Source organism: Klebsiella sp. F11, from assembly GCF_056712265.1.
In genome coordinates, this window is sequence record NZ_CM160060.1 from 389,646 (window position 1) to 403,297 (window position 13,652).

14 protein-coding genes are annotated in these 13,652 nt (G+C 58.2%); 13 read left to right on the forward strand and 1 reads right to left on the reverse strand.

The window, feature by feature from the left end; translation table 11 throughout:
• Positions 1 to 205 precede the first annotated feature (205 nt).
• Positions 206 to 766: an ADP compounds hydrolase NudE gene (nudE, locus tag AC1M2H_RS01910; RefSeq protein WP_480150100.1), complete on the forward strand. Its 561-nt coding sequence runs from the start codon at positions 206 to 208 to the stop codon at positions 764 to 766.
• 84 nt (positions 767 to 850) lie between these two features.
• On the opposite strand, the gene mrcA is transcribed toward nudE, so the two are convergent.
• Positions 851 to 3,415: a peptidoglycan glycosyltransferase/peptidoglycan DD-transpeptidase MrcA gene (gene mrcA, locus AC1M2H_RS01915; RefSeq protein WP_480150101.1), complete on the reverse strand. Its 2,565-nt coding sequence runs from the start codon at positions 3,413 to 3,415 to the stop codon at positions 851 to 853.
• Between the two features lie 117 nt (positions 3,416 to 3,532).
• On the opposite strand from mrcA, the gene AC1M2H_RS01920 reads away from it, so the two are divergent.
• The 12 genes from AC1M2H_RS01920 (at position 3,533) to trpS (ending at position 13,630) form a co-directional block, all read left to right on the forward strand.
• Positions 3,533 to 4,318: a type IV pilus biogenesis protein PilM gene (locus tag AC1M2H_RS01920; RefSeq protein ID WP_480150102.1), complete on the forward strand. Its 786-nt coding sequence runs from the start codon at positions 3,533 to 3,535 to the stop codon at positions 4,316 to 4,318.
• Positions 4,319 to 4,320: 2 nt separating this feature from the next.
• A complete protein-coding gene (locus AC1M2H_RS01925; protein WP_480150103.1) occupies positions 4,321 to 4,860 on the forward strand; it encodes a PilN domain-containing protein in 540 nt (179 codons plus the stop codon).
• Positions 4,844 to 5,293, forward strand: coding sequence for a HofO family protein (locus tag AC1M2H_RS01930; RefSeq protein WP_480150104.1), 450 nt, complete (start codon positions 4,844 to 4,846; stop codon positions 5,291 to 5,293). Before AC1M2H_RS01925 ends, AC1M2H_RS01930 begins: the two co-directional genes overlap by 17 nt.
• Entirely contained in the window at positions 5,283 to 5,654 is a 372-nt protein-coding gene (locus AC1M2H_RS01935; protein ID WP_480150105.1) for a HofP DNA utilization family protein, read from the forward strand. Before AC1M2H_RS01930 ends, AC1M2H_RS01935 begins: the two co-directional genes overlap by 11 nt.
• On the forward strand, positions 5,602 to 6,837 hold the full coding sequence (gene hofQ / locus AC1M2H_RS01940; RefSeq protein ID WP_480150106.1) for a DNA uptake porin HofQ: 1,236 nt from the start codon (positions 5,602 to 5,604) through the stop codon (positions 6,835 to 6,837). Before AC1M2H_RS01935 ends, hofQ begins: the two co-directional genes overlap by 53 nt.
• Before the next feature lie 391 nt (positions 6,838 to 7,228).
• A complete protein-coding gene (gene aroK, locus AC1M2H_RS01945) occupies positions 7,229 to 7,750 on the forward strand; it encodes a shikimate kinase AroK (protein ID WP_004868452.1) in 522 nt (173 codons plus the stop codon).
• Positions 7,751 to 7,804: 54 nt separating this feature from the next.
• On the forward strand, positions 7,805 to 8,899 hold the full coding sequence (gene aroB / locus AC1M2H_RS01950) for a 3-dehydroquinate synthase (RefSeq protein WP_480150107.1): 1,095 nt from the start codon (positions 7,805 to 7,807) through the stop codon (positions 8,897 to 8,899).
• An 84-nt stretch (positions 8,900 to 8,983) separates the two neighbouring features.
• Positions 8,984 to 10,282, forward strand: a complete 1,299-nt coding sequence (gene damX, locus AC1M2H_RS01955; protein ID WP_480150108.1) for a cell division protein DamX — start codon at positions 8,984 to 8,986, stop codon at positions 10,280 to 10,282.
• A 77-nt stretch (positions 10,283 to 10,359) separates the two neighbouring features.
• Positions 10,360 to 11,184, forward strand: coding sequence for an adenine-specific DNA-methyltransferase (dam, locus tag AC1M2H_RS01960; RefSeq protein WP_480150109.1), 825 nt, complete (start codon positions 10,360 to 10,362; stop codon positions 11,182 to 11,184).
• Between the two features lie 17 nt (positions 11,185 to 11,201).
• Positions 11,202 to 11,879, forward strand: coding sequence for a ribulose-phosphate 3-epimerase (rpe, locus tag AC1M2H_RS01965; RefSeq protein ID WP_041142999.1), 678 nt, complete (start codon positions 11,202 to 11,204; stop codon positions 11,877 to 11,879).
• Positions 11,872 to 12,633: a phosphoglycolate phosphatase gene (gene gph, locus AC1M2H_RS01970; RefSeq protein ID WP_480150110.1), complete on the forward strand. Its 762-nt coding sequence runs from the start codon at positions 11,872 to 11,874 to the stop codon at positions 12,631 to 12,633. Before rpe ends, gph begins: the two co-directional genes overlap by 8 nt.
• On the forward strand, positions 12,626 to 13,630 hold the full coding sequence (gene trpS / locus AC1M2H_RS01975; RefSeq protein WP_426813960.1) for a tryptophan--tRNA ligase: 1,005 nt from the start codon (positions 12,626 to 12,628) through the stop codon (positions 13,628 to 13,630). Before gph ends, trpS begins: the two co-directional genes overlap by 8 nt.
• Positions 13,631 to 13,652 lie beyond the last annotated feature (22 nt).

Consider the following 13,652-nt stretch of genomic DNA (forward strand, 5'->3'; position numbering starts at 1 on the left):
CAACATATAAGCTTATCAAAAACGTCAAACTGCAGGAATCAGTAAATTCTCAAATACATTTCAACCTATTGACTTTTTTATCTTTATGATTCTCTCATTGAGGCCGGCAACGTTGCAACTATGTAAATTAGTGGCGAATTGAATTGCCGAAAGCGTGCCCCATATCGCACAATGACCTCTGTAATCACAGCATAGACCGATGACGATGAGCAAATCATTACAAAAACCCACTATTCTCAATGTTGAAACGGTAGCGTGTTCGCGTCTTTTTAACGTTGAAAGCGTGGATCTCGAATTCAGCAACGGCGTGCGGCGCGTTTATGAACGCATGCGGCCCTCCACGCGTGAAGCCGTGATGATTGTGCCGATTGTCGACGACCATATTATTCTGATTCGCGAATACGCGGTAGGAACGGAGTCCTATGAGTTAGGTTTCTCAAAAGGACTGATCGATCCGGGTGAGAGCGTACTGGAAGCGGCCAATCGCGAGCTGAAAGAAGAGGTCGGCTTCGGCGCGCAGAAGCTGACGTTTCTGAAAAAGCTGAGCATGGCTCCCTCCTACTTTTCCAGCAAAATGAATATCCTGGTTGCCGAAGATCTCTACCCTGAGTCGCTGCCGGGCGATGAGCCGGAACCTTTACCGCAGGTGCGCTGGCCGCTCTCTGAGCTGATGACGCTGCTGGACGAAGAGGATTTTAACGAAGCGCGCAACGTCAGCGCGCTGTTCCTGCTGCGCGAATGGCTGCAGGCGCAGGGGCGGATGTAGCTCGAAGACGCGCCTTGCGGCGATGCGACGCATCGATCGTACGAAGAGATGAAAAAGAAAAAGCGCCCGCAGGCGCTTTTTTTGTCAGAACAGCTCGTGGGTCTCGCCACCGCCGTCGGTGAGTGTTGTACCGACTTCATGAACCGCCTGCTGGGTGGGCTGCGTGCCGTCAATAAAATACTCCGCACGGCTATTGCCGCCGCTGGCCAGCTGGCCGGTGCTGCGATCGATATTGACCGTGATTACGCCCGCGGGCGGCGTCAGCGGCTCTTCCGGTATGCCTTCAAGCACTCTCTTCATAAAGTCATCCCACGCCGGCTGGGCGCTTTTTGCTCCGCCCTCGTAACCGGAGATCTGATCTTTAATGGCGCCGGAAGCGGTGGTGCGGCCCAGATCGCGTCGGTGATCGTCAAAGCCAATCCATACCGAGGTCACGACGCCGGGGCCATAGCCTGAGAACCATGCATCTTTCGAGCTGTTGGTGGTCCCCGTTTTGCCGCCAATATCGTGGCGCTGGAGATCGCGGCCGGCGCGCCAGCCGGTTCCCATCCAGCCCGGCTCGCCGAAGATGTTGCTGTTCAGCGCGCTTTTAATCAGGAAGGCCAGCGGGGTGTTAATGACGTGCGGCGCGTACTCCTGGGCTCCGCTCTGGGCAACCAGCGCCTGGTTAGCCTGCTCAAGCTGCGGCTGCGGCTGCGGCGGGGCTGCCGGGTTCTGCGAATCTTCAGAGGTCGCCACCTCCTCAACGTCTTTATTCTCGAGGACGTTGGACTTTGGCGTATCGCCGTAAATCACCGGGGAGTTGCACTGCGGGCAGGCAACTTTCGGCCTTTCTTCGAAGATAACGCCGCCCTGATCGTTTTCTATCTTACTGATAAAGAACGGTGTAATCAGGAAGCCGCCGTTAGCCATCACCGAATAGCCGCGGGCAACCTGCAGTGGCGTAAAGGATGCAGAGCCCAGCGCCAGCGATTCGGTGTGCACGATGTTCTGCGCCGGGAAGCCGAAGCGCTGTAGATATTCCGCCGCGTAATCAACGCCCATCGCGCGCATCGCGCGAACCATCACCACGTTTTTCGACTGTCCCAGCCCCTGACGCAGGCGAATGGGGCCCGCGTACTGCGGCGGCGAGTTTTTCGGCTGCCAATCGGAACCCGCGCCGGCGTCCCAGCGGGAAATGGGCACATCGTTGAGCATGCTCGCCAGGGTTAGGCCTTTATCCATCGCCGCGGTGTAGAGGAACGGCTTAATGTTCGACCCCACCTGACGCAGGGCCTGAGTGGCGCGGTTAAATTTGCTCTGGTTAAAGTCGAAGCCGCCGACCAGCGCGATAATGGCGCCGTTTTGCGGATTAATGGAGACCAGCGCCGAGTTTACGTCCGGCACCTGCGACAGCCACCAGCTGCTGCCCACCTGACGGACCCAGATCTGTTGCCCCGTCTGCACCACGTCGTTCACCTTACGCGGCGTTGCGCCCTGCTGGGTATCGGAGATAAAGCGACGCGCCCAGCGCATGCCGTCCAAATTCAGCGACACCGACGTGCCGTCAGCGAGCAGCGCCACGGCTTCCTGCGGATTAGCCGACGTTACGACCGCCGGAGAGAGCGGCCCGGAGGCGGGCTGGTTTTTTAACGTCGCGATGATTTTCTTGCTGTCCCACGGGGTTTCACCCACCTTCCACAGCACGGCTGACGGTCCGCGGTAGCCGTGACGCATATCGTAGTCCAGCACGTTATTACGTACCGCCTGCTGGGCCGCCTGCTGGTTTTTACGGGTAATCGTGGTGTAGACGCGGTAGCCGTCTTCATAGGCCTGTTCGCCGTAGCGGTTAACCATCTCCTGACGCACCATCTCGCTGAGATACGGCGAGGAGAAGGCGATTTCCGGCGCATGGTAGCGGGCATCGATCGCTTCACTGCGCGCCTGGTCGTACTGAGGCTGCGTGATATAGCCTTCGCTCAGCATACGCGCCAGCACCACGTTGCGGCGTGCGGTTGCGCGATCCAGCGAGTATAGCGGGTTAAAGGTCGACGGAGCCTTCGGCAGGCCGGCGATGACGGCCATTTCGCTCAGGCTGAGCTGCTCGACAGATTTACCAAAGTAGACCTGCGCCGCGGCGCCGACGCCGTAGGCGCGGTAGCCGAGGTAGATCTTATTCACGTACAGTTCGAGGATTTCATCTTTGCTCAGCAGCTGCTCGATGCGGATCGCGAGGAATGCCTCCTTGATCTTACGCATCAGCGTCTTCTCCGGACTAAGGAAGAAGTTACGCGCCAGCTGCTGGGTGATAGTGCTGGCGCCCTGCGACGCATGACCAGAGAACATGGCGATGCTGGCCGCACGGAAAATACCGACCGGGTCGACGCCGTGATGCTCGTAAAAGCGGCTGTCTTCGGTAGCAATAAACGCCTTGAGCAGCTCGGGCGGCATTTGCTGCAGGGTCACGGGAATACGGCGCTTCTCGCCATATTGCGCAATCAGCTCGCCGTCCGCGCTGTAGACCTGCATCGGGATCTGCAGGCGCACATCCTTCAGGGTCGCGACGTCGGGGAGCTGTGGCTCAATATATTTATAAAGGCCAAAAATCGAGCCTGCACCCAGCAGAACGCAACAGACTGCAAGGATGAATAGATACTTTACGAACTTCACCGGAGATTTCTCATTTAGTTTTATTTGGGCAGTTTATAAACAAACGCGCGGTAGTATAAAGGCAAGCCTGGTGCATTGATAGAGCTCAACCGTAACGGCGGATAAGGAGATATCGGCATGGCTTTCAGGAACTGGCGAATAGGAATGCATATCCAGCAGGATAAGATAGCTATCGTGGCGCTGCGGTTTGAACGATCCCGCTGGGCGCTGTGCCGCTGGTGGCATATCGCGCTGGCGCCCGGCATCGTCCGAAACGGGCAGGTGGCCGACTGCGTGGCGCTGGCCGAGCGGCTGCGCGGCTGGCGACGGGAGCTGCCGCTACAGCATCAGGTGAGTATCGCGTTTCCGGCCAGCCGGACGCTGCAAAAAAGCGTTCCTCCTCCACAGCTTTCCCTGCGGGAAAGCGAGCAGGCGATGTGGGCGGCCAACGCCATGGCTCAGCAGCTGGAAATGCCAGTATCCTCATTATGCGTCGATTATAGCGCATCCTCGGCCTCCAACGAGTGGCTGGTGACCGCCGCTCAGCGGCTTGATATCGACGCGCTGCGCCAGCTTGCCGCCCGGTTAAAGCTCAGGGTGAGGGCGATTGTCCCGGATGCCAGCGCCCTCAGCGCCTTTTTCCCCTGGCTGCCGCCGGAACTATCAGGACTGGCGTGGCACGATGAAATTCACTGGATATGGGCTTTGCAGGATAGCTGGGGCAGCTGCCCGTGCGCAGAGGTAGCCTCATTCGCTCAGCTTTCTGCGCGATTAAACGCTCGCCAGCTCGGGCTTTGTGCGGCCCGGTCTGCCGATGAATATCGCTTTGATCCGTGGAGCGTGATCCATCGCCTGCAGCCTCCGCTCCCCTCCTGCGGCGATAGCTTCGCCGTGGCGCTTGGGCTGGCGCTGGGAGTGCGCTGATCGTGGCGCAGACTATCAACCTTCTTCCCTGGCGGGAAATGCGTCGGCGGCAGCGGCTACGCCTTTGGCTGCTCTCCGCCGGCGAGCTGCTGCTGGGCCTGCTGATGGCGCTGTCGCTTTCCCGGGCGTCGCGGGACGCGGACGACAGGTCAGGTTCAGTGAGGCTAGCCGCCGAAAATCAGCTGTACGCGGCACTCCAGCAGCGTGAGCGCCTGATGCAGGAGCAGCTTAGGCAGCATGAAAAGCAGCGCCTGCGCCAGCAGCAGCGGGAGCTGACCCGATCCTGGCAGCCGCGGCTGCGCCAGATTGCCTCGCTGGTGCCGGAACCGGCCTGGCTTACCCGGCTGGAATATCAGCAACACACCCTGACGCTCAACGGCCTGACCCTACGCCTGAACGCACTATCGACGTTGGCAACCGCGCTGACGACGGTCGATGGCTTTCGACTGGCAAAAACCGGTGAAACCCGACGCGATGCCGGTGGGCGCTGGTTGTTTAGTTTTTCTCTTGCAGGAGAAAGCCTTTATGCGGGCACTGATTGAGCACTGGAAGGCATCGCTTTTTCCCCTGCGCGGCGGCTGGCTGGCGCTGGCAATCGCGCTGCCGCTCGCCATCGCCGCCGGTTTGTGGCTGCTATCTCCGCCGCCGGCGCAGGAAAGCGGCCGCTCGGATCGGCTACGTCAGCAGTGGCAGAAGCTTTTGCCACTACGGGCAGCGCTGGCCCGGGAGGGGGCCGTCGGGCCCGCGAGCCGGGTTTTTTCCCCGCTTCATCTGCCGGTTGATGGGGCGGCGCTGATTGCGTGGCGGCCCGGAGGAAGAGGCGGGGAGATGGAGCTTGAGCTGCGCTGGCCGTCGGTACCGGCCCTGTTTGCCTGGCTGGCAGACTGCGGAATGCGGGTGACCGCGTTTTCGCTACATCCGCAGAAAAAGGTACTGCGGCTGAGCCTGCAGCTGGAGGCCGAAGATGCGGAGTAAATGGTGGCGCCTGGCGCTGCTGCTGTCTCTTCCTCTGGCCGCTGAGGAGCGCGACCCCTTCCAGCCGGCGGAAGATCGCTGTCAGGTGGCGCAGCTGACGCAGTGGCGCTACGGCGGGGCGATAGGCTCCCCGGAGCAGTGGATCGGTATCCTGCAGGACAGCGCGGGAAAGTGGCGTCGGGTGAGGGTGAACGACACCCTCGCGGCCGGCTGGCAGATTAGCCTGCTGACGGCGGAAAAAATCGAGATAACGACGGGGCCGGGATGCGACCCTTTGCACTGGCGCTGGCTGCGTGAGGAGAAAAAAGATGCGATGGATAAGCCTGTTATTTCTGCTGCCGCTGGCGGTCGCGGCGGCTAAAAAAGAGCCACCGATCTCTCTGGTGGTCGATGATGCCCCGGTGGTGCAGGTGCTACAAACGCTGGCGGCGCTGCGTCAGCAGAATCTGGTGGTCGCTTCCGACGTTAGCGGGACGCTCTCGCTGCAGCTGACTAACGTTCCCTGGCAGCAGGCCCTGCGCTCGGTCGTCGACAGCGCCGGGCTGACGTTCAGTCAGCAGGGAACGATACTGTACGTGCATACTCTGGCGTGGAAAAAAGCGCAGCAGGCGCAGCTTGAGTCGGAGCGCGCAAAGCGAGCACAGAACCTTCCCCTGCAGCGGCATAGCATTGTGCTGCGCTATGCTGATGCGGACGAGCTCGCGAAGGATGGCGACAAGCTGCTCGGCCCGCGCGGTAGCCTGACCGTCGATAAACGCACCAACCGGCTGATGATTCGCGATGACGCTGAGCATCTGGCCGTCCTGAAGTCCTGGGCTCTGGAGATGGACCAGCCCGTCGGTCAGGTAGAGCTGGCGGCGCATATTGTCTCAATGAGCGAAACCAGCCTGCGCGAGCTGGGGGTGAAATGGAGCCTGGCTGAAGCCAGCAGCCCGCCGGGCTCGGGCACGTTTACTGCGCTGGGCGGCCAGCTGGCGGTGAGCGATGCCAGCACGCGAGCAGGTTTTAATATCGGGCGCATCAACGGGCGCCTGCTGGCGCTGGAGCTGTCGGCGCTGGAGCAAAAGCAGCAGGTAGACATCATCGCCAGCCCGCGGCTGCTGGCTTCCCATATGCAGCCGGCCAGCATCAAGCAGGGGAGCGAGATACCCTATCAGGTTTCCCGGGGAGAGAGCGGCGCAACGTCGGTCGAGTTCAAAGAGGCGGTGCTGGGAATGGAGGTGACGCCAACGGTGCTGCAGCAGAACCGCGTGCGTCTGAAGCTGCGTATTAGCGAAAATATGCCGGGCCAGGTGCTGAAGCAGGAAAATGGCGAGGTGCTGGCGATCGATAAACAGGAAATTGAAACCCAGGTCGAGGTCAGCAGCGGTGAAACCCTCGCGCTGGGAGGGATTTTTTCACAAAAAAACAAATCGGCCCGCGACGCTATTCCGCTACTCGGCGATATACCCCTGCTTGGTCAGCTGTTTCGCCGGGACGGAAAAGATAATGAGCGCCGCGAACTGGTGGTCTTCATTACCCCACGTATTCTGGCAGTGCATTAGGCGTTTTTCTTGCTAAACACGTTTCAGGTGTTTGACGTGAGGACGGATTTAGCATACAAGGGGTACCGATTTGAGAGTCGGGTTCGGCATCAATCCTCCCTTTTTGTCCGGTGATTTATTCTCATAATCGTTCAAGACGTATTGAGGCGGTAAGCGGTTCTCCTGCAGAAACATAGTTAACTATGCATCCGGAGGCGAATAAGTGCAGCCAACGGCGAGGTAGTTTGAATAATGAAGCGTATATTCAGTTGCCAAACCTGCCGGAGTATTGAGATAATTTTTAGTCTGACTCTCGCTCTATTGCATATGAGGTTTCAGTTCATGTCCTGCTGCGCCAGGTGTTCGCGAAGCGGGTTTATCATTAACGAATAGTCTTAGTAGTACCGAAAAAATGGCAGAGAAACGCAATATCTTTCTGGTTGGGCCTATGGGTGCCGGCAAAAGCACTATTGGGCGCCAGTTAGCCCAACAGCTCAACATGGAATTTTACGATTCCGATCAAGAGATTGAGAAACGCACCGGCGCTGACGTTGGCTGGGTCTTCGATGTAGAAGGCGAAGACGGCTTCCGTGACCGTGAAGAAAAAATCATCAATGAATTGACGGAAAAACAGGGAATTGTGCTGGCAACAGGCGGCGGCTCTGTAAAATCCCGTGAAACGCGTAACCGTCTCTCCGCCCGCGGCGTGGTGGTCTACCTGGAAACAACGATCGAAAAACAGCTTGCCCGTACGCAGCGCGATAAAAAGCGTCCTCTGTTACAGGTTGAAGCGCCGCCTCGTGAAGTGCTTGAAGCATTGGCAGACGAGCGCAACCCGCTGTATGAAGAGATTGCTGACGTCACTATTCGTACTGACGATCAGAGTGCAAAAGTGGTGGCAAACCAGATTATTCATATGCTGGAAAGCAATTGATTCTGGCTTAATAAAGTGCGTCAGAGTAAAAGCAACTGAGGTGGACGTCGCGTTATGGAGAGGCTTACAGTAACTCTCGGGGAACGTAGTTACCCGATTACCATCGCGGCTGGTTTGTTTAACGATCCAGCTTCCTTCCAGCCACTGCAATCAGGCGACCAGGTTATGCTGGTCACCAACGAGACGCTGGCGCCGCTTTATCTGGATAACGTTCGTTCCGTACTGGAGCAGGCGGGTATTAAGGTCGACAGCGTTATTTTGCCCGATGGCGAGCAGCACAAAAGCCTGACGGTGATGGATACTGTCTTCACCGCTTTGTTGCAAAAACCGCACGGCCGTGACACCACTCTGGTAGCGCTCGGCGGCGGCGTGGTCGGTGATTTAACCGGCTTTGCTGCGGCTAGCTATCAGCGCGGTGTGCGTTTTATTCAGGTTCCAACCACCCTGCTGTCGCAGGTGGATTCTTCGGTTGGTGGTAAAACTGCCGTCAACCATCCCCTCGGTAAAAATATGATTGGCGCCTTCTGGCAGCCAGTTTCTGTCGTTGTCGATCTCAACTGTCTTAAGACATTGCCGGCGCGCGAACTCTCCTCCGGCCTGGCTGAAGTCATTAAGTACGGCGTAATTCTTGACGGTGAATTCTTCGACTGGCTGGAAAATAACATCGATGCGCTGATGGCGCTGGATGAAAAAGCAATGGCGTACTGTATTCGCCGCTGCTGTGAGCTGAAAGCCGAAGTCGTTGCCGCCGACGAGCGTGAAACCGGGTTACGTGCTTTACTGAATCTTGGACATACGTTTGGTCATGCGATCGAAGCTGAAATGGGCTATGGTAACTGGCTGCACGGCGAGGCCGTTGCTGCCGGTATGGTGATGGCTGCGCGTACGTCTGAGCGATTAGGGCAGTTCAGCGCGCAGGAGACGCAGCGTCTTATTACGCTGCTGCAGCGCGCGGGCCTGCCGGTCAGTGGGCCGCAGGAGATGAGCGCGCAGGCGTATCTGCCCCACATGATGCGTGATAAAAAGGTGCTGGCAGGCGAAATGCGGCTGGTGCTACCGCTCGCAATAGGGAAAAGCGAGGTTCGCGGCGGAGTGTCGCACGATGTAGTTCTTGGCGCGATTGCTGATACTGAGCAGGCGCAACAATAAGAAGGTCTGGCCGCGTTCGCGCGGCGTTATCATTTCAGGTGACATGCAATAGTCGTGAGCATAAGCCTTTTAGTGGGGTGTTAAATGGATGAATTCAAACCAGAAGACGATTTAAAAGCCGATCGCAACGATCGTCGCGCTGGTCGTTCCCGTCAGTCTTCCGAGCGCGATAGCGATCCGCAGATCAATTTTGATGATGTCGATCTTGATGCGGACGAGGGCCGTCCGACGCGCGCCAGTAAAGCCCGCCGTGAGCGCGATGAAGAAGAAGAGTATGAAGAGGACCTGGAGTCTGAAGAAGATGAGGTTGAAGAGCAGCAGGTTGAGCGCCGTCCGCGTAAGCGTAAGAAAGCGCCGGCGAAGCCTGCTTCTCGCCAGTATATTATGATGGGGGTGGGGATCCTCGTGCTGCTGCTGCTGATTGTCGGCATCGGTTCCGCACTGAAATCGCCGTCCTCCAACGAACAAGCGGCGACAGGTGAGAAGAGTATCAATCTGTCAGACGCGCAGGACAACGGCGCTCAGCCTGCCGCTCAGGACCAGACTGCGGGTAACAACGCCCAGCAGCAGGATGTTTCTCTGCCGCCAATCGCCTCTAATCCAACCCAGGGTCAGACTACCGCCGAGCCGCAGGGACAGCAGCGCGTCGAGGTTCAGGGCGATCTGAACAACGCGCTGACTCAGCAGCAGGGCCAGATTGACAGCGCGGTGGCAAACTCGACGTTACCGACCGAACCTGCAACCGTCGCTCCGCTGCGCAACGGTACGGCTCCGCGTCAGGCAACCACCGAGCGCCAGACGCAGACCGCCGCCGCTCCGCGTCCGGCCGAGCGTAAGCACAGCGTTATTGAGCCGAAGCCGATGGCTACCGCCAAAGCGCCGGTTGAGTCGAAGCCGGCACAGCCGAAGCGCGTAGAAAGCACCGCCGCTGCGGCGCCGGCGAGAACGCCAGCCGTAGAGCCAGCGAAACCTGCTGCGACCGCTCAGCCTAAGCCTGCCGCGACAGCTCAGGCTAAGCCGACTCCGGCCGCCGCGCCTGCGGCAACCGCTACGGCTGCTCCGGCAGCGACAGCGGCCGCTTCGGGTGGTAAAACTGCCGGTGACGTGGGCTCGATGAAGGCCGCTCCGTCAAGCAACTACACCCTGCAGCTCAGCTCTTCCTCCAACTACAACAATCTGAGTAGCTGGGCGAAGAAAGAGAAGCTGGATAAGTACGTCGTCTACGAGACTACCCGTAACGGTCAGCCCTGGTACGTGCTGGTCAGCGGCATTTACGCTTCGAAAGATGAAGCTAAACGCGCTGTAGCAACTCTGCCAGCGGATGTGCAGGCGAAAAATCCGTGGGCAAAACCGCTGCATCAGGTCCAGGCTGACTTGAAATAAGCCGCGGTGTAGTCTTAAGCGCAGGGTGCTGTCGGAGCTTTCTCCACAGCTGGAGAATGTGTAATTAGTTAGGCAGCATGAAAAAGAATCGCGCTTTTCTGAAATGGGCGGGGGGGAAATACCCCCTGCTTGACGATATAAAAAAACATTTGCCGCAGGGCGACTGTCTGATTGAGCCCTTTGTGGGCGCCGGGTCGGTATTTCTTAATACCGACTTTTCTCGTTATATCCTTGCGGACATCAACAGCGATCTGATCGGCCTGTACAACATCGTCAAACTGCAGACGAATGAGTATGTTGCCGCGGCGCAGGAGATGTTTACGCCTGAGAACAACGTAGCAGAGAGATACTACCAGCTCCGCGCTGAGTTCAATCAAAGCCAGGACCCGCTTCGTCGTGCGGTGCTGTTCCTTTATCTGAATCGCCATGGCTACAACGGTTTGTGTCGTTACAATCTGCGCGGCGAGTTCAATGTGCCTTTTGGCCGCTATAAGAAGCCCTATTTTCCCGAAGCCGAACTGTATCATTTTGCGCAGAAGGCGCAGAATGCCTACTTCTACTGCGAGTCGTATGCAGACAGCATGGCGCGAGCCGACGGGACTTCGGTGGTCTACTGCGACCCGCCGTACGCGCCTTTGTCTTCTACCGCGAATTTTACGGCGTACCATACGAACAGCTTTAATTCCGAACAGCAGGCCCACCTGGCGCAGCTGGCTGAGAACCTGTTCGAGCAGCGGGTCCCGGTTCTGATTTCTAACCACGATACCGCGCTGACGCGCGAATGGTATCGTCTGGCTAAACTGCACGTCGTCAAAGTTCGACGCAGTATCAGCAGCAACGGTGGTACCCGAAAGAAGGTGGACGAGCTTCTTGCTCTGTACCGTCCGCCGAAGACTAAATAATTTTCAAGGAGATGCGGATGAAGCAGTATTTGATTGCCCCTTCGATTCTGTCGGCTGATTTTGCCCGTTTGGGTGAAGATACCGCCAAAGCGTTGGCTGCAGGTGCAGACGTCGTGCACTTTGACGTGATGGACAACCACTACGTGCCGAATCTGACCATCGGCCCAATGGTGCTGAAAGCGCTGCGCGGCTATGGCATCACCGCTCCCATCGACGTGCACCTGATGGTTAAGCCGGTCGACCGCATCATTCCTGATTTTGCCGCCGCGGGCGCCAGCATCATCACCTTCCACCCGGAGGCGTCGGAGCACGTCGATCGCAGCCTGCAGCTCATCAAAGAGCACGGCTGTAAGGCCGGCCTGGTGTTCAACCCGGCAACTCCGCTGAGCTACCTTGATTACGTGATGGATAAGCTGGACGTGATCCTGCTGATGTCCGTCAACCCAGGGTTCGGCGGCCAGTCCTTCATTCCGCAGACCCTCGACAAACTCCGCGAAGTGCGCCAGCGCATCGATGCGTCCGGCTACGATATTCGCCTCGAAGTCGACGGCGGCGTAAAGGTCAGCAATATCGCGGACATTGCGGCGGCAGGAGCGGATATGTTCGTGGCCGGCTCGGCGATTTTCGATCAGCCGGACTACAAAACGGTCATTGATCAAATGCGCAGTGAATTAGCGAAGGTTAGTCATGGATAAATTACAGGCGATTCGCGGCATCGCGTTTGACCTCGACGGCACCCTGGTGGACAGCGCGCCGGGCCTGACGGCCGCCGTCGATAGCGCGCTGTACGCTTTAGAGCTCCCGATGGCGGGAGAGGATCGCGTTGTCACCTGGATTGGCAACGGCGCGGACGTTCTGATGGAGCGCGCCCTTACCTGGGCACGCCAGGAGCGCGCGACGCTGCGCGCGGCCGGGGGGAAACCTTCTGTCGATAGCGATGACATCCCGCAGGACGAGCAGCTCACGCTGCTGCGCAGGCTGTTTGACCGCTACTATGCTGAAGCCGCGGAAGAGGGCAGCTTCCTGTTCCCGGCCGTCGCCAATACGCTGGGCGCTCTGCACGCCAAAGGGCTACCGCTGGCGCTGGTCACCAATAAGCCGACGCCGTTCGTGGCCCCGATGCTGGCGGCGCTGGATATCGCTAAATATTTTACCGTGGTTATCGGCGGCGACGACGTGCAGAACAAGAAGCCGCATCCCGAACCGCTGCTGCTGGTTGCGGAAAAGCTGGGGCTGGCTCCCGCTGAGCTGCTGTTTGTCGGCGACTCGCGTAACGATATTCTGGCGGCGAAAGCGGCCGGCTTTGGCTCAATCGGCCTGACCTACGGCTACAACTACGGTGAGCCGATCGCGCTCAGCGAGCCGGATTATATCTTTGACCAGTTTAATGAACTCTTACCCGCTCTCGGGTTACCGTATAGTGAAAATCAGGAATTAAAAAATGACTAAGCCCATCGTTTTTAGTGGCGCACAGCCCTCAGGTGAACTGACCATTGGCAACTATATGGGTGCGCTACGTCAGTGGGTGGGCATGCAGGATGACTATCACTGCATCTACTGCATCGTGGATTTGCACGCCATTACCGCGCGTCAGGATCCTGAGAAGCTGCGTAAAGCCACGCTGGATACGCTGGCGCTCTACCTGGCATGCGGTATCGATCCGGCGAAAAGCACTATCTTCGTTCAGTCGCACGTGCCGGAGCACGCGCAGCTGGGCTGGGCGCTGAACTGCTACACCTATTTCGGCGAGCTGAGCCGCATGACCCAGTTCAAAGACAAATCCGCCCGCTACTCGGAAAACATTAACGCCGGTCTGTTTGATTATCCGGTGCTGATGGCGGCGGATATTCTGCTTTATCAGACCAACCAGGTGCCGGTGGGCGAAGACCAGAAGCAGCACCTGGAGCTGAGCCGCGATATCGCGCAGCGCTTCAACGCTATCTACGGCGAAGTGTTCAAAGTTCCTGAGCCGTTTATTCCTAAATCCGGCGCGCGGGTCATGTCGTTGCTTGAGCCGACGAAAAAGATGTCCAAGTCGGACGACAACCGCAACAACGTGATTGGCCTGCTGGAAGACCCGAAATCGGTCATCAAAAAGATCAAGCGTGCGGTAACGGACTCCGACGAGCCGCCGGTGGTGCGCTACGACCAGCAGAACAAAGCCGGCGTTTCTAACCTGCTGGATATTCTCTCCGGCGTGACCGGGCAGAGCATCGCGGAGCTGGAGCAGCACTTTGACGGGAAAATGTACGGACATCTGAAAGGCGAAGTCGCCGATGCGGTGTCCGGCATGCTGGTTGAGCTTCAGGAGCGCTATAACCGCTTCCGTAACGATGAAGCTTTCCTCAATCAGGTGATGAGAGACGGCGCGGAAAAAGCCAGCGCTCGCGCCTCACAAACGCTGAAAGCGGTATACGAAGCGATTGGCTTTGTCGCGAAGCCGTAAGCGGCGGCGATAAGCCGGAACG